Genomic DNA, 22628 nt, shown 5'->3' with positions numbered 1-22628 from the left:
TAATCATGTTGACAGAACCACTTCTTTTAGAGGCGTCTATTAAAGAGAAGAGGAAGCTATTTTCGCCCGAATCCTACTTAGCGACTGCGGAGTTATCCACAAGTAAGACGCAATATGTTTTAAAGGCACATATTGCAATAATTCCGGAGTCTCTTTGATAAGGTTGAGATAGCGTTCTTTAGCCCGTGGGCTTCCCGAACTGATAAGCCAGTTTTCCTGTTGAAGAAACTGATGATCCATGAGGCGGAGCCCCAAATTAGCGAGTCCGATGGATGAGGCGAATAGCTGATTCAGAGCTGTTCGGGAAATACAATAGGCCACACTGTCACACATGACCTCAATATTTATTAATGAGTAGGCATTATCTACATAACCCCAGACGGAGAAAGCAGCTTCTCCGTCTGAAGCAAACCAGATGGTAGTGTCCACTCCGTCTTTATGATAATAGGCTCGCCATATTCCTGTCTTGATAAAATAAAGATTACAGTTCTTTGTCCCCTCGCGTACTATTAAATCTCTCTTTTTGAAATGTACCTCTTCCATACAGTTCAGTAGAGACTGTACATCGGTTTCTGATACCTTGTATCTATCGCAAAGTTTTTCAATGAATGTTCTCATATTGCAAAGATACTTATCGTCGGCAGACAATGAAACGATCTTTCAAATAAATTCCGAAAATATAGAAAGTAGTTAATAACTCTGCCAATGGTACGGCTAGCCAGATACCCGGTGTACCCAATACCGGAGGGAGCGCAAAGAATCCGATCAACATAAACACTACTCCCCGGAGAAGGGTGACAATTGTTGCCCGCTGACCTCTTTCAACGCTTTGATAATAACCAATGCCAATCATGTTGACGGCAAAGAATATGAATCCTACTCCGAAATAAGGAAGCCCGTTTACTGCTATATCGAATGCAGCGTAGCTGCAGTCAATGAATAGCGAAACAATGTCTTGGCAGCATAGTACGGTAAGAATGAAAAAGCTGATACCGCAGATTAAAGCGGTCCGAATGGCGAGATGCAGTGTCTTTCGTACACGCTCGGGCTGTCCGGCTCCGAAGTTATAGCTGATAATGGGTTGTGCGGATTGTGCAATGGCATTATAGACCATGAAGATGATAGGGAAGAAGTAACAGGCAATACTAAATGCTGCCACTCCGTCTTCACCGAGATGATGGATGAAAACGTAGTTCCCCAGAAACATCATACAGGCAATGGAGGCTTCACTGATAAAAGCAGAACTTCCCAGTTTAATCATATAACCGATGTTGCGAAGAGTCAGTAACAGACTTTTGATACTTAACTTTATCCGGCATAGATGGAGGGTACGAGAGAAACGGAGGAGATAAATCAGTGTCATCAACCCTCCCACAACAGTCCCTAGACTTGTGGCAAAAGCTGCTCCCATCATTCCCCAACCAAATTCGAAGATGAATATATAATCCAGTATGATATTGAGTATGGCTGCAACTGCATTACACATCATGGCATAGGTGGGCGAACCATCCAGGCGGATGCAGAACATTCCTATATTTAATACTTCGTAGAATACGAGAAAAGGGATGTACCATGCCATATATTCTACGGCTAACGGCAACAATCGGTCCGAACTACCCAATAATTTGGCTAATGGCTCTATAAAATAAAGACACAGAGCAGACAGGATAAGTATGAGCAATGCGGAAAAAGCAATTGCCTGAGTGATATTAATACTTGCCACTTTGCGTTTTCCCTGAGATAAATGAATGGAAGCCACTACCGAAGCTCCCACTCCGAACATCAGTCCAATCCCCGCTGCAATCATAAAAAGCGGTGCAGTGATATTTACTGCTGCCAGTGCGTCACTGCCAATTCCTTTTCCTACAAATATACCGTCCGTAATAACGAACAGAGCCGAGAATACCATCCCAAGTACCGTAGGAATTAGTAACTTACGGAACAACGTGGAGATGTTCATACTGCCGAAATCAATACTATCTTTCATAATTTTCTACCTTTGTTGTTGAAAATGGCGACAAAGGTAGGGTTATGAGAGGAGATAAAAATTACCATTTGGTAATTTTTATCTCTATATTTAATAGGGAAAAGAATCTCTTATGTATATTCTATCAATTATTTGAGCATGTTGAAATCCTTTATTCCAAAAACTTCAGTGGATATTTCACCCAGCCAACCGCTTTTACTATTAACACCCACTTGTACTTTGATAAAATCAACGTACTTCAGGTTTGCATCCTTACCGTCGAAAGTTACAGCATGGGATATCTTGAAATGATTGTCAGACGGTCCGGCATTATAGTTGTCATCATCTGTCAGACGATCAATGGCGCTGAAATTATCAGCATATCCCCATTCATAACTATCATTTACCCAATAAGTACCATTACCGGATTGATCGTAATTACGCTCTTTCAGGCGAGTACCTCGCAAAGTATATTGTTTTTCCTTTACCCAGGCGGGATAATAATAATCTTGCCGGTGAAAAGCGCCCAGATAATCAATAGAACCACTTTGACCATGATTGTCTGTCCATGGGGTGGGAAGCTGAATACCGGTTGGTTTATGATAGGTGACGGCATAATCCTGCCAGGTTTCGGCTTTCCCATATTCGGATCCGCGCAATTCATACCAAGTGTCATTAGGTAACCCATCACCATTTTCGTCCTGCATTACCCATACAATTCCCGGTTCTGACGAACCATCAAAAGCATTTCCTGTAATAGCGATGTTGTAATCTCCATCATTCACGATGCTATGATCGAATCCAACGATGATGTATCCACCGAATCCGCCTAGGGAAACATAAGCTGTCTGATTGATTCGGTCTTCTGCATAGGTGCAGGCTTCTGCCATAGTTGTTGTGGTATGGTTTTCATTGATGAATTGACCGGGAGCCGGTAAATATTCATATACTTTGTTCATTGACGCAGAACTTGTGGCGCTAATCTTGCGCTGGTATGTTCCTGCCGGAGAGCAAACATTGATTTTTAATGTTTGCGTAGCGAGTATATATGAGTTCCTCATTTCTACCTTTACCGTGTGTTCTCCCTGCTGTTCGGATGTAAATAGATAAGTATCATTTTCTCCGGATTGCACTTGTTCATTGTCCACAGTCCATGTATAGACTGCATCCAGTGCATTATTCACGTCAACCGGTCTGATACGGATAGTTCTGCCGACTGACATGTTATATTCCGTTTGCAGGAATGTCCAGCTGAAATCTACTTGATCCGGTGAACAAACTTCTACTTTGAAAGTTACTTCGTCATCGCCATCTTCATTGTGAGTAGCAAAACGAACCAGATATTCGCCAAGTTCGGTTGTGGGGAGAATACAGGTTAATTCGCTCGAAATATCTTCACCGTTTATTTGCCAGGAGTAACTGGTTTCCAGAAAAGAATCTACTATGGGTGTAATGGTTAGTTCAGAGCCTTGAAGCACTTTGAAACCTTTGTCGGCATCCGCAATAGAGATAGTCGGAACATCAAGTTGAAAGACATCGATACGTATCTCTTTTTCTGTTGTCCCTCCGGCATTGGTGGCAGAAATCAGAATGAAATACCTGCCTGCTTCATCGGCTGAAAATGTCAGGGTGGAAGCGGTACAGATACTCTTTCCATCTATTGTCCAGTTAAAGGTCGTTTCCGAATCGGTATTTTCATAAACAGGAGCGATGGTTATCTCTCGACCAATTTTTGTTTTATAGATGGGGGATTCTTCTTTCAGGGTAATGACAGGAGCGGAAAGAAGAGGAGAGTCCTCCTCTTCTTTCACGCATGATACTAATGCTAACAGAACAAATAAAAGAAGTATAATATGTTTCATTAGAATCTCACTGCTACATCATCATAAGCAAAATAGGCAGGTTGGCTGAAACCATATCCGTTATCATTACTTCCAGTGACATTAAAGTCTATTTTGACCACTTTGCCTAATGCGGATAAATCCCATTTTGTCCATTCAAGTATATTACCCTCGGCTCCAACCAAATAAAATTCCGGACGTGTAGCTACTTCTTTTCCATCTTCATCATAACCGATAGCAACCAGTTTCACCCAATCATCTTTGCCTGCGGGTGCGGTCAAACCGTTACCGTTGGCCACACAGTTGGCTAGGTAGGTCGTCATAGTCACATACATGTGGTCAACTACACGAGCAACCCCGTCTCCAAAGTAAATATAGGGTAATGGACCGTTGGCATATCCGGAATTGTCTGCATAGCCGTAATGTACACAGAAGTTTTTGGAACCATTATGTCCTCCAAAACCTGTTTTTGCATCCTGATAATAAACCGCTAGTTGGTGCTGGAAGTCTCCATGAGTAAGGTCCATATCCAGATAATTGGAAATTGCGTGTCCGCCACCCCAGTATTGGTAATCACCCCATCCGTTAGGAAGTTCGGAAGCAAGAAAAGTATTGTTTGCATCACTCCAGTTATAGAGTTGGTTATTCTTAGGATAAAGTAGTGAGCCACCATATTGTTGGCTGTCAATTAATGATGACCAGTTTCTTTCTCCTACCATGTTAGCATCACCTTTATAATCAACATCCTCGAATGTCAAGAAGTGGGCTTCACGCACTGCTCTTAATTGCATTTTTATTACTTTACCGAAAGCTTTGGACGGAGTGACAAGTATTTTAAGTTCACCATCTTTGACATCATCACCTGAAACTGCCGGAGCTGTGATTCTTAAGTCTTTATCATTAAGAACCGCTGTCCATCCTTGCGGAATAGCAATTAATGTTGCGTCGTCTATATTGGCAGTTGTAAGAAGATACGTCCTTGTTTCATTAGACGAGAACAAGGTATAATCTCTATTGGCAATGTCAAATGTATATGTTTCCCCTTTGGGCAATGTGAACGACGTTCCATCTGCAAGAGTAACTAGTACATGATTGTCATTAACTGTAACAGATTTGAAGAAAGAGTCTCCGTCTTGTCCTTCCGCTTTCACAGGTTTGCCGTCTGTTCCGTTAATACGTTTGGCTCCTTCACCTGTATCAACGGTCCAGTATCCGTCACTGTCAACTCCCATAACTGGAGTTGTACCTGTCACTTTTAACTTGTTAGTTGCATCCGGCAGCCATTCTGTAGTACCGTTGGTAGTAATGGTCCAGTAATATATTCCGTCTTCGTCAGCTTTCACTCCAATCACAGGAGCATCTGTACCATTCTTTCCATTTTTTATAGATACGGTGCTTCCATCACTGAAAGTTAATGTGTAGCCATCAGATGTCTGTTCCGTGTTGGTGATTACTTTCCCTTGATTTAATGCGTCTACCAAACTCTGTAAAGTTGTAATTTCAGAGTTCATTTTCTTGACTGTTGTTTCTAGTGTTTCTACTCGTCCGTCGAGATCATTGACTTTATCCCAGAGATCATCGTCGTTGTAGCAACTGCATACCGTAACGACAGTGAGCAGTAAAAATAGAATTTTCTTCATTGCTTTTGTTTTTAATTAGTAATAGTGATATGAATTATTGAATCTCTTTTAGTTTCTTATCTGTAAAGGCAATATGTGCCGGAATGTCCCCCGTGATGACTGACCATTTCTTTTTTCCATCCCGGGAGAAACAGTATAATGTGCCGGGAGTCACATAGTCTTTGGCATCGGTGACGAAGAATTCACCTGTTTCCGGATTGATTGCTATTCCATAAGGTATCTTGATAGATTTTTCCGTACCATCTGTAATAAAATTGCGGGTATCAGTTTTCTTTGTTTTTGTATTATAAATAGCGTAAGAGACTGTCCAACTGTTGGTGTAATAACTCCATTCTGTGCTGTATACATACAGTGAATCTCTGCAAATAGCCATTTCTGTATTGGGAAGAAGCGGTAATTCTTCGATTACTTTATCGGTATTGGAATCTATTACAAATGTTTCGGAGTAAGTGTCATAATAATCTCCCCGGGATGAGACATAAATATTTCCGTATTGGTCTAATTCCATTCTATGCAAATTGATTCCCACATCAATGGTTTTGATAACTTTGAATGTGTTCAAGTCGATGACGGATACCGTGCGGTCATAATTAGGTACGCGATACCCACCGGAGTTGGCTACATAGAGTTTGTTGCCCACAATCACCATTTCTTCCGGCTGGTAGCCGACCACACAGGTATCCTTGACAGTCAGTGTGGTAGTGTCAACACGTGCTACATACCCCAGTCTGGCGTTGGGATCTATTTTGACAGGGCCTGCATACGAACTGACGTATGCATATTTATCTTTAAAGACGATATAACGGCAATTAGGTATGGAAATTTGCGTGATGTGTTTTGCTGTTTCTACATTCATCACTTCTACGAAATGAGAACAGTTGATGATGGCATATAACTTATTTCCATAGATTTGGATATCATTTCCCACATCCCCCAATTCTTGTACGACTCCCGGGTTCCGTTCCGCATAGATATTCTTATGATAGATACCGGTTTCGTAATCAAAGTAATCAAGGGTAGCCTTGTTGCTTCCCATATTTCCTTCATTGAGTAGAAAGAAACCTTTGACAGAGGTACCGCTTACTCCGGGGGTAACTTGGTTGGGAGTTGACGGAATAATGCGTTCATCTTCGCGACAAGAAGTCGACAGAAGAACAAAACAGATAATGATGGATAGAACAGATATTCTCATAACATGACGTTTAATTTGATTTTAAAACTTGTACCGGGCATAGGATAGCATTGCACTACTTCATATTGCTGATTGAAGATATTATTAATTTCTGCCGTTACACGTATTCCCGTTTTCCCCCATTGAAAAGTTTTGGATAGGGAAAAATCGTGAGTATACCAAGGCTGTGCGTAGTTCTCCGGGATATTGGCGACTGCTTCATAACGTTCACCTGTATAAATGAAACTATAGTTACAGGACCATGTTTGGTAACTTCCATTGAGGATGATGGAACCTCCATGCCAAGGTATGTAAGGAATCTGGCCTCCATACCATTCACTGGTAGGATCGGTAAAATCCTGTGCCTTTTGATAGGTGTAATTGAAGAGAGTGCTAAATTCCACCTTTCCGAAGCCCCATTCTCCTCGTATGGCTGCGTCTAATCCCCGAATTTCCACATGTCCGAGATTAATCATAGTCCAACGGAACTGGTTGGAGGTAGGCATGGCAATGATTTTATCATCTACTTCATTATAGTAACCATCTATTTGTAAGTCCAGGCTTTTCAGCCAATGGTTATTCCAAGTGTGAGAGAAAGTGATACCCACATCGTATTGAGTGGTATATTCTGGTTTTAAGTCCTTATTGCCTATAAAAGTATAATACAAATCATTGAGAGTTGGCATGCGAAAGACTTTCTTATAAAAGGCCCGTACATTCAGAGGGAGCTTGGTCAATGGTTGCCAGGTGGCTATGACAGACGGAGTGTATTTGTTTTTGGTGCCTGCATTGGCTCCTTTGGTACGTGTATTGTCGTCGACATGAGTATATAACAGGCTCGCCTGCAACATGAGGCGGTTGAAGTCAAAGGACGTGGCAGCAGAAGTCAGGATTGTATTACGGGTTGGATAGACAAAATCTATGAGATCGGCCCGTAATGTATTCCATTGAAAATCGTTGGATAATGACATACTCCACCAGGGATAGATGGTGAATAAATGGGCGGCCGAAGCATAGATTTCTTGCTGTCGGTAGTGATTGTCTACATACATGGTGGTGACATCCAGTCTGGGATCGGATAAATAGTGGAGATAGTCATAAGCATATTTTCCGTTGGCTAGCAGACTGTACCAAGGCTTAAAATAGTTTTGAAAAGATCCTTGCACAAACAGATTGGTATCCCATTGCCGGTCCTGATGGCGAAACTTACCCGGTTCTTCTCTTACCGCAGCTCCGGGGTATCCCCGTTCCGAATTGTATAGGTATGCTTTGGCTTTCCATTCTCCTTTGGGGACTTTTCCGAAGAATGCATTCTCCAAACGTAACATTCTTACGTCTCCATTTTGACGAACAGCTGTTGTGTCGTAACCATCTTTCTTGGCGTATGTGAATTTATATCGTCCTGATGTATACATATACTCCGTACTGATGGAACTGCTTATTCGTTCGTTGAAACGGTGTTCCCAAAGTAGTGACGGATTGATGGTGGAGAATGAACCGCCTTTCACCCCGATGTTCAGATTGTTTTTCTTTTCCCCTTTGAATATGGGCTTTCGTGTCTGCATATATATGGCACTTGCGGAACTATAATCTTTGGCAGGTTGGAAGATGGCACTTTTTTGACCATTATACAGTGAAATGACTTCCATATTATCTAATGAAAACCGGCCTAGATCGACGACTCCATTTTGCGCATTTCCTAATTCAATACCATCATAAAATACTCCGACATGATGACTGCCCATACTTCGTATATTGACGGTTTTTAGTCCTCCAATACCTCCGTAATCTTTTATCTGTACTCCGGAAAAGTAGCGCAAAGCATCAGCAACGGAGTAAACATTGAGCTTCTCCAGTTCTTTGCCGGACAGAATCTGTACAGGAGACATCTTTTTTTGCATCCGGTTGCTGTAGATAGTAACTTCTTTGAGTTTGAGAAGTGTATCAGACAGAGAAGTCTGATGCCGAACCCTGGACTGGGAAATGGCCGGTAATGTGGTAAATAAAGATAGAATCAAACATAATATCCACCGTAAATGGATACAATGCTTATGGTATGAATGGACTTGAATAGAAAGCATGTCTTTTATTTTATAGGTATAAAAAATCCGTTTGTTCAGATCTGAATTCAATCTACACAAACGGACATATAGCTATTATACCAAATAAAAGATAATTGCTTATTTTCTATTTGACTACTACCCGAAATCCCGCAGGTGTAAATCAGAGCATCAAGGCAGGTCTTCTGACTCATCCCATTTTGCAACGCCTTCCCAGATAAACTATCCAGTGACTTTCGTGTTGCAATTTTGCTCTCTGATTACAAGGAGCGGAGATTTACAGCAGCAGGTTCTGTTGCCGGTTTACACGGCATTCCCTTTTCATTCCTTAACAACGTGAAAGTTGTTCAAGGAAACCTTAACGGCACAAAGTTAGAAAGTTTTTATTAATTAGTTTGTTTTATTCTAAAAAAATATCCCACTGACCAATAACAAATATTCCGGCATCTGATTCTGTTTTCCCCATTTGTTAATAATCAATTGGATGGAAAAAGGATATATTAATATGTTATCCCAACGACAGAATCAATATTTGTGCCGTCAATACTCGCAGAAACATGGTGAGCGGATATACCGTAGCGTAACCAACGGCAGGTGCATCACAGGAGGTCAGGTCATTGGAGTAAGCCAATGCCGGCGGATTGGTAGTAGAACCAGCCAGAACCCCGATAAGCGTGAAATAATTCAGCTTGCAATAATACCGTCCTATCAATCCTGTAATCAGAAGTGGCAGGATGGTTATAATGACTCCGTAGCCTACCCATACATATCCTCCGCCATGAATGACTGTGTCTACAAAGCCTTCGCCTGCTCCCAAACCTACGCAGGCGAGGAAGATGGAAATACCGATTTCACGAAGCATCAGGTTGGCACTCATGGTGGTATAAGTAATCAGCTTGTATTTCGGACCGAAACGGCTAATCAGGATAGAAACGATGAGCGGACCGCCTGCCAATCCTAGTTTCACAGGTTGTGGAATTCCGGGAAATGCGAAAGGAAGACTTCCCAGAATACATCCTAAAGCGATACCTATAAAGATAGGAATCAGGTTCGGATGATTTAAGCGTTTCATGGAGTTGCCAAGTACTTTCTCTGCATGGGCAACAGCCAGTTCGGAACCTACAATGGTGACACGGTCTCCCATTTGTAACTGTAATTGTGGAGAGGCTACCAAGTCTACTCCCGAACGATTGACGCGGGTGATGTTTGCTCCGAAGTTATTTCTGATTTTGAGTTGTGAAAGCGTTTTCCCGTTCAATTCCGGTTTAGTAATCAGGATACGGCGTGAAATGAGCTCTTTGTTCAGTTGTTCCCATTCCATTTTGATTTCCTTTCCGAAGAATACAGTGATTGCTTCCACGTCAATCGGGGTAGAGATCACTAATATGATATCCCCTACATGTAGGGTTGTCTCGGAATTAACCAATTCGGTTTCTCCACCTTCGCGGTGTTTGATGCGGGAAATGACAAATTTACGGTTCAGTAACGGGCGGAGTTCTTTAATCTTGATACCGTTTACCGATTCGTTTCTCACCTCGATGGAGATAGGGCGTACAGTAAGTTCCTGAAGATGTCCCAGACCGACTTCTGCATCTTTTTCTTCTTGAGCAGTATTGATGCGCAGGAGATATTTCAAAGCAAGCAGTGAGAGGATGATACCTACTACACCCAGCGGATAACTGACAGCATATCCTAAAGCAATTTCGGGAGCGTCTATACCATTCAAATCACTGTTGGCCTGTTGTGCGGCTCCCAGTCCCGGAGTGTTGGTGACGGCTCCGGACAGAATACCTACCATTGTGGTAATCGGAGTTCCGGTGGTGAAGTGCAGGATGATAGTAATGGTTACTCCTAATACTACTACTAGCATGGCCAGCATATTCAAGGTGAAGCCACCCTTTTTGAATGCCGAAAAAAAGCCGGGCCCCACTTGCAAACCAATTGAGTAAACAAACAGAATCAATCCGAATTCTTTTAGAAAGTGGAGCAGGTGTTCGTCCAGATTCATGTTGAAATGGCCGAATACGATTCCGACAAAGAGTATCCAGGTAACTCCCAGAGATACTCCCCGCACTTTGATTTTTGCAAGGATGATTCCAAACGCTATGGTTAGTGACAGAATCAGTACGGAGTGTGCCACTCCGCCGCCCCAAAGATTGGGGTAACCTTCAAATAAATTTCTTAGAACTTCCATTGTGATTATTATATGATGATATTTAGTTTAGCTAAAAGTACCCCCGGAGAAATCACTTCTGCGGGGATACGCACACATTGAGCATGACGGTCTAATGCCGTCCTTTTGATATTTTAGCTAGAGAGAATTTATCCTCCTTCAATCATTTCCGATGTCATGACTACTCGATTCTTTTTTTACAGTCTGCCGTTTTCCTATCCCACGAGTAAAAACAACTATAAAGGTATGAATGGCAGGTCTTCTGACTGACTCCCTTCCTGATGCCTTCCCGACCTTGACTATCGATACCTGGTCAGTGGTAAAAGTAAATATCAAGAAGTTGAATGGAGTTTCACAGCAGCGGGACTGTCCGGGATTTACACCCGATTCCCTTTTAATTCAGATAGTTGATATGGCTATCTGAAACCAATTCGGGGGCAAAGATAGCGAATTTATATAGGAACCCAAATGAATGCTACCTATTTATTTTATACACAGTCTGATTCTTGTCGGATATCTGTTTGTTTATTTGATGCGTACTCTCATCTCCTGCACATCAAACGTGACGGATTCATTTCGGAAAAGTCTTTCTATATGTCCGCTGGCCACCATTTCCGGAGTAGGCAGCGTGTACATCTGCGGATTATCTATGAGCATGATGGAGTCGCAAAGCGATAAAGCGATGTCGAGGTCATGAGTGGAGAATAAGACACATTTTTTTTCTTCCTGTGCCAGTTTCTTTAAAAGCAAACAGAGCTCGTAGCGGTTAGGTAAGTCCAGGAAGGCGGTCGGCTCATCAAGCAGGATGACGGGAGTATCCTGTGCAAGAGCACGGGCAATCATGATTCGCTGACATTCGCCATCGGACATTTTATCCATTGTCTTTTCTGCATAACCGGACATACCGACTAGCTGCATAGCGTCATCCACCCGCTTTTGGTCTTCCGGTTGCAGTTGGCCGATCCAGTTGGTATAGGGAGCACGCCCTAAGGCTACTACATCTTTACAGCAGAGATTGGCGATGCGTACTTTATCGGTGGTGACAAAGCTGATATTCCGGGCTAATTTTTCCGGTTTCAATGAAGCTATGTTTTTTCCTTGCAGAGTAATTTCTCCTGATTGAGGCTTTTCCAGTCCCATCATAGCACGGAGCAGGGTGCTCTTTCCCGTTCCGTTTCGTCCCAGCAGGGCAACGAGTTGTCCGCCTGTGATTCGGGCATTTACCGTTTCCAACAGCGTGCGCTGTCCATATCCTAATGTCAGTTCTTTAAGTTCTATCATTTGAATCTACGCAAGTTTTTAGCAATTACCCATAAAATAACCGGAACACCTAGCAAGGCGGTGATGCAGTTAACCGGAAGTAGGAACTTCTTGGCGATGATGTCGCAGAGAAGCATGCTGATAAGCCCTGTCAGCATGGTGCCGGGGACCAGTATCCGGTGGTCGGCATTGTTGAATAGCAGTCGTGTGACATGCGGTACTGCCAGGCCGATAAATCCTACCGGACCACAGAAAGCGGTGACCGTTCCTGTCAGCAGTGCGGTAGAAACGAAGATGAACGTGCGTGAACGTTTTATGTTCATTCCCATCGTTCGTGCATAATTTTCACCGAGCAGTAGCAGGTTCAGCGATTTGATACAGGCTACGGAAATCAGTAAGCCGATACATAGCATCGGTATCATAATTCCCAGTTGGGTGACTGTGATATGGCTAAGAGATCCCATTGACCAGAGTGTGAACATTTTCAGTTGTTCGGCAGAACTTAGGTATTGGAGTATCTGAATGATAGCGCCTGCTACGTAGCCTATCATAACTCCCATAATCAGCACACCGAGAATGTTTTTTACTTTCCGGCTGATAATGGCTACTCCCAATAAGATTATGGCAGTTCCTATCCAGCCCGAACCTACGATACCCAGCGACTGAAGAATTGGAAACTCCGCCCATCCAAGTAATGGAGCACCTAGTATGAACAGAGCTACGCCCAGTCCTGCACCGGAACTTACTCCCAGCAGGTAAGGATCTGCCAACGGATTCTGGAATACTGTTTGCATCTGTAAACCGCTAACGGAGAGTGCTATTCCTATCAAAGCCGCTACCACTACCCGTATGAAACGGATAGAAAGGAGAATATTCCGTGTCATTTCGTCACATTCGCCTCCGGTGAGTACAGCCCATACCTTGGTGATAGGAATATATGTATCTCCCGTTGCCATGTCTATCAGTAATAACAGTATGGCAACTATACCCAGTGTAATGAATAAAAAGGGAGTACGTTTATCAGGCTGTTTCATTCCAGGTGTCTGTAATAGTAAAGTGAATCGGATACGAGTTCGGGGTGAAAGATATGAATCAGATCACGCAATACGACGTCGGGACGTACCACTGCAGATTCCCAGTAGTCATTACCTCCTGTCGGTGTTGTTCGTAAATTGTTGTTGTAAACAGTTTTTTCGCGTACAGCTTTGGCGTCTACAAATTTAGGATTGACCGTCTTTAATTCATCCAACGTAGAAGCCATGCCTACATTAATCCAGTAGTCGGCCTTTTGTATCAGTTTGTAAGCTGTTTCCAGTCCGATGGGAGTGGAACTGTTAGAAGTGTTTTCTTTGTAGATGTAATCCGCACCTGCATCAGTTACCAATTGTGCCATGTAACTTTGTGTGGAAGGCATCACCCAACTGTCGTTCCACGGGGTATTGAGCATAACGGTAGGACGTTGCTCTACCGATTCGGTGAGCGCTTTCAAAACTTGATAACGTTTAGGGATTTCACGGAATATTTCGATGCCTTTTTCCCTGCTGTCTGTTAATTCGGCAAGAGCTACCAGCCATTCGGCTTTACCAAGCGGTGATTCCTCCAAATATTCTCCTACATACATATAAGGTATATACAGTTCTTTCAGTTTGTCTGTTACGGCAGTTTGCGCATCTCCGATACCGTATAACAGGACAACATCCGGTTTCAGTCCCAATAATAACTCATAATTCATTTCGGGACCCATGTCCTTGATAGAATCTTTGTGTGCAAGAATATATGGATTGGATACATAGTCGATGCCCGATACTCCGACAATTTTGTCCACTTGACCTAGAGCGTCGAACATGGCGATGTAGGAAGAAGCCATACATACGATACGTTTTGCTCCGGCAGGAATCGTAGGACCGGTAAATCCGGCAGGCGCTTGTTCACCGTTGCGGGAAATGAAATAAGACATTTTCACGTCCTTGGCTCCCTGCCATGGGTTGGAAACCTGAATAAGTGTGCTGGCGGTATTGTCCGCACCCAGAATCTTGAATCCGGTTGCGTATTCAGGTGTATAGACATCCTGTTTGAAAGCCTCGAGAGAAGTCTTCTTGTTGGATATACAACTAGCCAGGAAGAGAAGACATAGCCATGTGAGGATTGAAATAGGAGATTTCATCTTTATTCGTGTATCTTTTAAATGAATAAATAATTTTCGGTGTCTGAAGATTGACATTGCGGGGCAAAGATAAGTATCTTTGGAGATATTCTTTCTTTTTTTATTGCATTTTCTCCGAAATCATTCCTATTTATGTATCTTTGCAAGGTGAATTTTGGTGTCACTTTTCCGATGCTACGGAAAGAGTGGTGAAAAGGGAATCAGGTGAAAATCCTGAACAGACCCGCTGCTGTAAGCTCCGCTGAAGTTTTCCTGCAATACTCAAATCCACTGTCTCGATCATGAAGAGGCGGGAAGGGCGTCAGGAAAATGGAGCAAGTCAGAAGACCTGCCAGAATGAAGTTTTCGATACTTTCCGGGAGTAAGGTTCGAAAAATACTTGAATAATCTGAAGATTAATCTTATAGATAAAATATGAGCAGATATAATAGTATGCGGCTGAAAGGAAAATACTGGCCGGTTGTTTGCCTTTTGTTATTTCTCGTTTCTTGTGGACAGAAGAGTAAAAACAATACGCAGGCAGTCGGAGTGGCGGTTAGCGCCTCTGATTCCTCCCGGATCATTCTTCCGGAATATGCTGAAGGTTTTGAAATGCAATATGTAGAGGGAGGGTGTCTGGTGACTATTCAAGACCCGCAGAAAGAAAAAGGTAAAGGGGAAATTTATCAGTATGCGTTTGTCAGGGATAAGGAAGCCTTTGCGAAAAATAAAGTATCCGCTGATTATGTAGTGCAGCCCGTTCCGATAAAGAATATCATTTGTATGACTTCGTTGCAGCTATCCAATTTTATAAAACTGGATGAGCTGGATCATGTGGTAGGTATTACAAGCACCCGCCATTTGTTTAATGAGGAAGTAAAACGCCGGTTGAAAGAGAAGAAAATTCGTAAGATAGGGATAGAGGGGAACTTTGATAATGAAGTCATTATCTCCATGAATCCCGATCTGATTCTGATTTCTCCTTTTAAACGGGGAGGATATGACGCATTGAAAGAGGTAGGTATTCCTTTGATTCCGCATTTGGGATATAAAGAGAATTCTCCCCTCGGGCAGGCAGAATGGATTAAGTTTATCGGTCTGCTGATTGGAGAAGAGGAGAAAGCGAATGCAATCTTTGATTCGATTAAGACTGAATATAATACATTGAAGCAGCTGACGGCAAAGATAGAGAAAAAACCGGTTGTTTTTAGTGGTGAATTGCGTGGCGGCAATTGGTACGCCGTAGGAGGACGTAATTTCCTCGCACAACTTTTCCGGGATGCCGGTGCCGATTATTTCCTAAAAGATGATCCGAATACAGGTGGAGTGACTTTAGACTTTGAGACTGTTTACAGCCGCGCGGAAAGTGCTGATTATTGGCGGATATTGAACAGTCATAACGGCACGTTCACTTACGACGCCTTGAAAGCGCAGGATTCCCGGTATGCAGATTTCCGGGCATTCAAAGATAAAGGAGTGATTTATTGCAATCTCAAGGAGAAACCTTATTATGAGAATGTTCCCACTCATCCGGAAGTGCTGCTGAAAGATTTGATTAAAGTATTTCATCCGGAACTGCTACCGGAATATACTCCCGTTTTTTATGAGCTTTTAAAATGAGAAGGGTATGAAAACTCCTGTCTGGTTGTTGATGCTTCTGTTGGTTGGATTGATTTTTTTTCTTTTCTTCCTGAATCTCGTATTGGGTTCTGTATCTATACCGTTTCGTGCTGTATGGGATATTTGCCTGTGGGGAGATCATGAGAACCACATCTGGACGAATATTATCTGGAAATCAAGAATGCCTCAGGCAGTCACTGCGTTGGTTGCCGGAGCAGGGTTGTCCGTCAGCGGATTGCAGATGCAGACAGTTTTCAGAAACCCGTTGGCAGGGCCTTCAGTGTTGGGGATTAGTTCCGGAGCGAGTATGGGAGTGGCTTTTGTCGTTTTATTGTCGGGCAGTCTTGGAGGAGTGGCGTTGAGCAGTCTGGGGCTGATTGGTGAATTGGCGCTGACGGTTGCCGCTATTGCAGGAGCATTGTCTATCATGGCGCTTATTGCTTTCGCCTCACAGAAAGTAAAAGGAAACGTGACTCTGTTGATTATCGGTGTGATGATTGGTTATGTAGCCAATGCCGTGATTGGAGTCTTGAAGTTTTTCAGCGTCGAAGAAGATATTCGCGCGTATGTCATTTGGGGATTAGGAAGCTTTTCCCGTATTTCCGGTGACCAGTTATTCCCATTCCTTTGCACAATGGCTGTACTTCTTCCACTCTCTTTTCTGTTGATTAAGACATTGAATCTGTTGTTGCTTGGAGACAGTTATGCGCGAAATCTGGGCTTGAATATCAAACGTGCCCGTTTGTTGGTAATCTCCTGTTCCGGAGCTTTGGTGGCGATTGTAACGGCTTATTGTGGGCCGATTGTTTTTCTGGGACTGGCTGTGCCGCATCTTTGCCGTGCTTTGTTCCGTACTTCCGACCATCGGATATTGATGCCTTCTTCTTTACTGGTAGGGGCGGCAATGGCGTTATTGTGTAATCTGATAGCCCGTATGCCGGGGTTTGAAGGTGCTTTGCCGGTCAACTCCGTCACAGCTTTGGTCGGTGCACCGGTGGTAGTGTCGGTGTTGTTCCGTAAGCGTAAGGGAGAGGTAAATGAATGATAATCAGAACAGGGAGAAACTTAACATGCAAGAGCAAGAAACCATAACTATCAGGAACCTGGCCACAGGCTATAAAGGAAAGCATAAAACGCATATCGTAGCCCGTGATATCAATGCCAGTATTTATGCTGGCGAACTCACTTGCCTGCTTGGAGCCAATGGAGCGGGAAAGTCCACTTTGTTGCATACACTGTCCGGTTTCCTACCGAAATTGTCGGGAGAGATCCGGATTATGAATAAAGAGGTTGAGAAATATTCCGATGCGGATATGTCGAAAGTCATCAGTGTGGTGCTGACAGAAAAGTGCGACTTGCGTAATATGACGGTGGAAGAGATGGTAGCGTTAGGAAGAAGTCCTTATACCGGTTTTTGGGGAGTGTTGAAGAAAGGAGATAAAGAAATTGTTTCCCGTGCGATAGCCGGTGTGGGGATAGAGGTGCTAACCGGTCGGATGATGCATACGTTGAGTGACGGAGAAAAACAAAAGGTAATGATTGCCAAAGCGTTGGCGCAGGAAACACCTGTGATTTTTCTGGATGAACCGACTGCTTTCCTTGATTTTCCGAGTAAAGTGGAGATGATGCAACTGTTGCATCGGTTATCCCGTGATACGGGGAAAACTATTTTCATGAGTACCCATGATTTGGAACTGGCTTTACAGATTGCCGATAAAGTCTGGATGATGGATAAAGAAAACGGAGTGACTATCGGAACTCCTGAAGACTTGTCACTGAATGGTACATTAAGTAACTTCTTTTCCCGTAAAGGAATCATGTTCGACCAAAATACAGGATTATTTAAAATCAACAATGAATATTCTGTAAAGATGCGTCTTGAAGGGCATGGCCAAAAGTATGCGATGGTCAGGAAAGCTCTTTTGCGAAATGGAATTCTGGCAGGGCGTGAGATTGAATCTGATGTTTACATAGAAACAGGTAATCTTCAGACGGAAGGATTTTTGCTGCATTTGCCGGAGAATGAAGTTCGAAAAGCGGAAGACATTGAGGTATTGCTCAAGTTGGTGTCCGGTTATCTAGTGAATAGCAGATATAGTTGATTCAAAAAATCCTCAAAACTGTATGGAAATGAGCCGAAATATAATCTCTTAACACTCTACTATAGAATTAAAAAGTAAAAAAATGCTGTCACCTGTCACATGTTTGTATTTAAACATCTGACAGTGAATGAGTAGTGGTGTGACGGCAGCATGTGACAGCACAGTGACAGTACTTTTGCTGTCACCTCTTCTCACTCCTTCTTTTAGAAGCAAGTTCCAAGCAAGTTTCCTTTGTTTGAAACTAAAGTTTCAACTAAGAGAAACTAGAGTTTCCAGCCTTGAAACTAATGGTTTCAAGCAATTGGAACTTTAGTTTCAAGCTTATGAAACTAAAGTTCCATCCCATGAAACCAATGGTTTGAAGGTATGAAACGAATGTTTTCCTATGACTAAAAAATATGAAGCTATACAGGTTGTGATTTTCAGGAAAGAGAAAAGGAAGAGAAGAAAGAATCGTGGGAGAACATGTGACAGCAAAAGTACTGTCACTGTGCTGTCACATGCTGCCGTCACACCACTACTCATTCATTGTCAGAAGTTTAAATACAAAGATGTGACAGATGACAGCAGATTTTCACTTTTTAATTCTCTAGTAAATGCTCGCTGGGATTATGTTTCAGCTTATTTTTTATGACTTGACTTATTTCAAAACCGCATAGAAATAAACCTGCCAATAATAGATTTAGAATAGGGTAGAGTGAAATTGATATGAAATCTCCCCAGTCTCATTGATTAATAAAATGGCGAGCTCTCCTTTGGGAAAAAGTGGTGTACAGTGTATATGACATAGTTGCACCAACTTGTTGAACAAAATTTCTTTATCTTTCTTGTTTGGTATTCCCCATAGTTCGCGGGCAAGCGTCATTTGTTCGATCAATGCTAAAGTCTCATCTGAACAGCTGCACTGAATAGCTATTTCTTTTAAAAAGTCTTTGTTCATTACCACTTTCTTGCTGTGAGTATCCAAGTGTCCTTCTGCCAGTTTTACCGCTTTTCCTATCATAATCCCCATGCTTACCTTTTGAAAACCAGTCTCTGCTGCTATTTTTAATGTCTCTCCGATAAAGTTCCCGTAATGCACAAAAGCCTGTGGAGGGAGATTCGGATAGAGGCTCCGGACAAATTTCTCACTTTTGGCTCCGGAATTGATAACCAATCGTTCCGCATTAACTGCATAGGCCACTTCCACTTCCTTGCGTATGGCATCGACGAATGCTTCCGAAGAAAAAGGTTTCACAATACCCGAAGTTCCGATAATGGAGATCCCTCCAATAATTCCCAATTTCGGGTTGAATGTTTTCAGAGCCAGTGTTTCTCCTTCGGGAACGCTGATAGTTACGTCCAGCCCTCCTCCATAAAGCAAGGATAGTTCATTGACGATCATTTTCCGGGGAGTCGAATTAATGGCAGGTTCACCGACGGCTAATCCCAATCCGGGAAGTGTGACTTTTCCCACCCCTTTTCCTTGCAGGAAATGTATGCCGGGAGAATCGGAAAAAGATACAGTGGCTACAATCTGATGTCCGTGGGTAACGTCCGGGTCATCTCCGGCATCTTTGATGACACTGGCAGTGGCGGTATTCTCATCCGTTTTTTCTACCTTATATATAGGTAGGACGACCCTTTCTCCATCCGGTAATGTCACTTCCGTTTTTTCTTCAAAACATTCTTCTGTCAATGCAAGTAAAGCGGCTTTGGCTGCGGCTGTTGCGCAGGTTCCGGTAGTGAATCCACTTCTTAGGGCATAAAATCCCGGTACATTTAGTTCAACAGCCCGTCTCAATCCGTATTTCCCATTTACTGTAATAAAGCCCTCGGGCAGGGGAGGACGGCGGACCACATAAATTTTGATTCCGTTTTTCAGAGCAGCTTCTATTTTTTCGATGAAGCCTCCCGAACTGCCGCTTTCTTTTGTGATAATCGCTTGCGGGGAAAGTTGCTTAAAAAGGAGTGATTCATCTTCTTCGGGTTGATAGAAAATCAGTTTTTCTTTGGGGAATCCTGCCTTTATGGCAATATCTACGGATTCCGACCGTTCCAGAACCCGAAAGATACAGTCATGCTCTTTCCAGAAACCTTGTAGCTTGGTAATAGTTTGAGTGCCGGTAAGAGCCAGTAGTTTCTCTATACCGTCCTGTTTCATACGGGCGACGGCGCCTTCGAAGTCATCACACCAAATGATTTCCTCCGATAATTCCGGATAGATACGCTCCAGGCGCACTACCTTGATCGTTAATTCTTTTGCCGCGAGGAAGATATTCTGGTGGAGTTGTTGCGCAAATGGATGAGCGGCATCTATTATTAATCGGATGTCGTGTTCACGGCAGAAAGAAATGATTTTTTCTGAATCCATGTTGCCGGTCAGTCGCGTCATATTTCTGCACGTGACTTCCTGAAGGGTGCCACGTGTGGAATAATAAAAGGGTTGTCCTGCTTCGTCGAGGGTTTCAGCGGCAGTGCGTCCCTCCGTCGTTCCTCCGAAAATCAGTATCATGGGCGGAAAAGATGTTTGAATTCGTCAGCATATAGTCTGGATAATCCCTCCCGGTGGTCGATGGCATTACCGACTACAAGCAGGGTAGTAAGAGTCAGATGGTTGTCACGGACAATTTGAGCAAGATCTTTCAGCTTGCCGCGATATATCTTTTCTTCTTTCCAAGTGAGTTTGTAGCAGGCAGCTACGGGCGTTTCGGGAGAGTAGGCTTGCAAGAGTTCTTCCTGTACCTGCTCCACAATAGCAGCACTTAGATAGATACACATCGTGCTTTGCGAGCGTGCCAGCAAATGAAGTTTTTCTTTCTCGGGCATCGGTGTCCGACCCTCTCCACGTGTGAGGATAATGCTTTGCACTTCTTCAGGAATGGTGAACTGTGATTTGAGGGCTGCTGCTGCGGCCTGAAAAGAAGAAATGCCGGGAGTGATGTGATACCTCATTCCGTATTGGTCGAAGAATGCCATTTGTTCGGCAATAGCTCCGTAAATACACGGGTCACCTGTGTGGAGACGTACCACAAACAATCCCTTGTCATAGAAAGACTTCATGAGGGTGAATTGTTCCTCCAATGTCATGTCTGCCGAGCTTCTGACTGTAGCGCCCGGTTTGGCGTAATACGTCAGTTCGCGTGGCACCAGACTGCCGGCATAAAGAATGAGGTCTGCCTTTTCCAGCATTCTCTTGCCTCTTACAGAAATCAATTCCGGGTCGCCCGGACCGGCCCCCACAATCTCGATATGCCCGTTGTTGCGGTCACTATCAGCAGAAAGTGCTACGGCAAAGGTGAAATTATTCCCTTCGGATAGTATTCCTTTTTGCTTTTCCATCAACAATCTGCCGTAATCGGAGGCACGGATAGCAGAACTTTCGGCCACCCCATCAACGCCTGTCACTTCCTTCACTTTTTCGGAGGGATTCGGAACGCTGATATCTGCCAGTTCTTCGGCTTTATAAATATGTAGTTCACTGTTTGAGAACTGCGTATGTAATTCTGCAATCAACGGTTCGTCTTTTTTCAGTTCAATCGTTGAAATGCTTTTCACTGCAAGTGGAGAAAGATGGTGTCGCAATAATTCATCTTTCATATAAATGCAGACTCCTTGTGGAGAACATTCTTTTTTGCAGCCTACCCCGATATGAAGCACGGGCGGATAGAACTGCAGTGTCGGGATAGGAGCGTCATATTCCCACGGACCAACAGTGATAAGTAATTGGTATTCCGCCAGCGGTATTTCTTCCAATCTATAATAGATATCTGTATGTTCCGGACAGCTCTGTTCAAGTTCGTCCGTTCCTTTATCTTTGACGCTGAGAAGCAGGGCTGTCTTGTGTTTATTCACAAACTGAAAAATAGCCTGATTCATGGAAGCCGGTGTTGCCGAAGTTTTCCATCCGTAACGGGAGGTAAACGTATCCAGCGCCCACAACTGTTGATTATCACTTTGGGTGGTGACGATGGCTTCCCCTCCGGTGATTCCCGCAACGATTCGTGTCAGTTCATTGCCGCCTCCGATGTGTCCGGACAGTACGGAGATAACGAAACGTCCGGTACTGTCAACGTTAATCACTGCCGGATCGGCATATTTGTTCCGGATGCAGGAAGCAATACTTCTCACACAGATGCCGAGTGCACCGATAAAAACGATTGCTTTAAAATCGGAAAAATGTTCTTTCATAAACCCGCTGTACGAGGTGATTGTTTCGCATCCCTCTGCTTCTCCTTTGAGGTATATGGCGGATTCTGCTAACTCTCTGCTTATATTCCTGGCTATGGGCAGACTTGACTCGGAGATTAAAATGATTGCTGTCTGAACGCTCTTTTCCATCCTGAAAATAATTAATTGGGGTAATGTTGCAAAAATACAATAATAATCAGTTTCTTTCCTTGAGAGGTAGTGTAAATTTCGTGTTACTAAAAATATTTTTAGATATGTTATGAGATACAAATTAAATGTAGTAATTTTGCGGCACTTTAGGTGATGTTTTCAATCGTCCGATTGAACATAAAAGGGAATCCGGTGTGAATCCGGAGCAGTGCCCGCTACTGTAACATCCATCTATTGAAAGTTTTACTACTGCCACTGTGCCGGATGCACGGGAAGGCGAACTTTCAGGATGAAGTCAGGAAACCTGCCTAAGGAAGAAACAATAGTTAACT

General features: G+C 43.2%; 15 protein-coding genes and 4 riboswitches. Of the genes, 3 read left to right on the top strand and 12 right to left on the bottom strand.

Annotation, left to right across the window (positions count from 1 at the left end; translation table 11 throughout):
* Positions 1 to 39: 39 nt before the first annotated feature.
* From NQ505_RS26050 to NQ505_RS26005, 10 genes are all read right to left on the bottom strand, one after another.
* Positions 40 to 618, bottom strand: a complete 579-nt coding sequence (locus NQ505_RS26050; protein ID WP_008998873.1) for a Crp/Fnr family transcriptional regulator — start codon at positions 616 to 618, stop codon at positions 40 to 42.
* A gap of 13 nt (positions 619 to 631) precedes the next feature.
* Positions 632 to 1987, bottom strand: a complete 1356-nt coding sequence (locus tag NQ505_RS26045; RefSeq protein WP_008998872.1) for an MATE family efflux transporter — start codon at positions 1985 to 1987, stop codon at positions 632 to 634.
* A 128-nt stretch (positions 1988 to 2115) separates the two neighbouring features.
* Entirely contained in the window at positions 2116 to 3828 is a 1713-nt protein-coding gene (locus tag NQ505_RS26040) for a PKD-like domain-containing protein (RefSeq protein ID WP_008998871.1), read from the bottom strand.
* A complete protein-coding gene (locus NQ505_RS26035) occupies positions 3828 to 5447 on the bottom strand; it encodes a PL29 family lyase N-terminal domain-containing protein (RefSeq protein WP_195399426.1) in 1620 nt (539 codons plus the stop codon). The genes NQ505_RS26040 and NQ505_RS26035 overlap by 1 nt, the downstream gene beginning before the upstream one ends.
* A gap of 34 nt (positions 5448 to 5481) precedes the next feature.
* Positions 5482 to 6639, bottom strand: a complete 1158-nt coding sequence (locus NQ505_RS26030) for a DUF5074 domain-containing protein (RefSeq protein ID WP_004312388.1) — start codon at positions 6637 to 6639, stop codon at positions 5482 to 5484.
* Positions 6636 to 8699: a TonB-dependent receptor gene (locus NQ505_RS26025; RefSeq protein ID WP_032853492.1), complete on the bottom strand. Its 2064-nt coding sequence runs from the start codon at positions 8697 to 8699 to the stop codon at positions 6636 to 6638. Before NQ505_RS26025 ends, NQ505_RS26030 begins: the two co-directional genes overlap by 4 nt.
* A 136-nt stretch (positions 8700 to 8835) precedes the next feature.
* Positions 8836 to 9054, bottom strand: a riboswitch (cobalamin riboswitch).
* 132 nt (positions 9055 to 9186) lie between these two features.
* Entirely contained in the window at positions 9187 to 10872 is a 1686-nt protein-coding gene (locus NQ505_RS26020; RefSeq protein WP_008998869.1) for a putative transporter, read from the bottom strand.
* A gap of 213 nt (positions 10873 to 11085) precedes the next feature.
* Positions 11086 to 11297, bottom strand: a riboswitch (cobalamin riboswitch).
* Between the two features lie 79 nt (positions 11298 to 11376).
* Positions 11377 to 12132 (bottom strand): ABC transporter ATP-binding protein, encoded by a 756-nt coding sequence (locus tag NQ505_RS26015; RefSeq protein ID WP_008998868.1) that lies wholly within the window; start codon positions 12130 to 12132, stop codon positions 11377 to 11379.
* Positions 12129 to 13145, bottom strand: a complete 1017-nt coding sequence (locus NQ505_RS26010; RefSeq protein ID WP_008998867.1) for a FecCD family ABC transporter permease — start codon at positions 13143 to 13145, stop codon at positions 12129 to 12131. Before NQ505_RS26010 ends, NQ505_RS26015 begins: the two co-directional genes overlap by 4 nt.
* Positions 13142 to 14275, bottom strand: coding sequence for an ABC transporter substrate-binding protein (locus NQ505_RS26005; RefSeq protein WP_008998866.1), 1134 nt, complete (start codon positions 14273 to 14275; stop codon positions 13142 to 13144). Before NQ505_RS26005 ends, NQ505_RS26010 begins: the two co-directional genes overlap by 4 nt.
* A gap of 138 nt (positions 14276 to 14413) precedes the next feature.
* A riboswitch (cobalamin riboswitch) is annotated at positions 14414 to 14626 on the top strand.
* A gap of 63 nt (positions 14627 to 14689) precedes the next feature.
* Between NQ505_RS26005 and NQ505_RS26000 the strand changes: the two genes are divergently transcribed.
* From NQ505_RS26000 to NQ505_RS25990, 3 genes are read left to right on the top strand one after another with little or no spacing between them, the layout of a single operon-like run.
* On the top strand, positions 14690 to 15874 hold the full coding sequence (locus tag NQ505_RS26000; protein ID WP_008998865.1) for an ABC transporter substrate-binding protein: 1185 nt from the start codon (positions 14690 to 14692) through the stop codon (positions 15872 to 15874).
* Positions 15875 to 15881: 7 nt separating this feature from the next.
* Positions 15882 to 16919 (top strand): FecCD family ABC transporter permease, encoded by a 1038-nt coding sequence (locus tag NQ505_RS25995; protein ID WP_008024880.1) that lies wholly within the window; start codon positions 15882 to 15884, stop codon positions 16917 to 16919.
* Between the two features lie 25 nt (positions 16920 to 16944).
* Complete coding sequence (locus NQ505_RS25990; protein WP_032853524.1) at positions 16945 to 17976, top strand: ABC transporter ATP-binding protein; 1032 nt, start codon at positions 16945 to 16947, stop codon at positions 17974 to 17976.
* 682 nt (positions 17977 to 18658) lie between these two features.
* Here NQ505_RS25990 and cbiD read toward each other — a convergent pair.
* Together cbiD and cobM are read right to left on the bottom strand one after the other, a co-directional pair.
* On the bottom strand, positions 18659 to 20470 hold the full coding sequence (gene cbiD, locus NQ505_RS25985; RefSeq protein ID WP_008998862.1) for a cobalt-precorrin-5B (C(1))-methyltransferase CbiD: 1812 nt from the start codon (positions 20468 to 20470) through the stop codon (positions 18659 to 18661).
* Positions 20467 to 22296: a precorrin-4 C(11)-methyltransferase gene (gene cobM / locus NQ505_RS25980; RefSeq protein WP_008998861.1), complete on the bottom strand. Its 1830-nt coding sequence runs from the start codon at positions 22294 to 22296 to the stop codon at positions 20467 to 20469. The genes cbiD and cobM overlap by 4 nt, the downstream gene beginning before the upstream one ends.
* 131 nt (positions 22297 to 22427) lie before the next feature.
* Positions 22428 to 22623: riboswitch (cobalamin riboswitch) on the top strand.
* The last annotated feature ends 5 nt before the right edge of the window (positions 22624 to 22628 follow it).

The sequence above is a fragment of the Bacteroides sp. D2 genome, from assembly GCF_025147085.1.
Lineage (GTDB): Bacteria > Bacteroidota > Bacteroidia > Bacteroidales > Bacteroidaceae > Bacteroides.
This window is presented reverse-complemented; position numbering and strand designations above follow the sequence as displayed.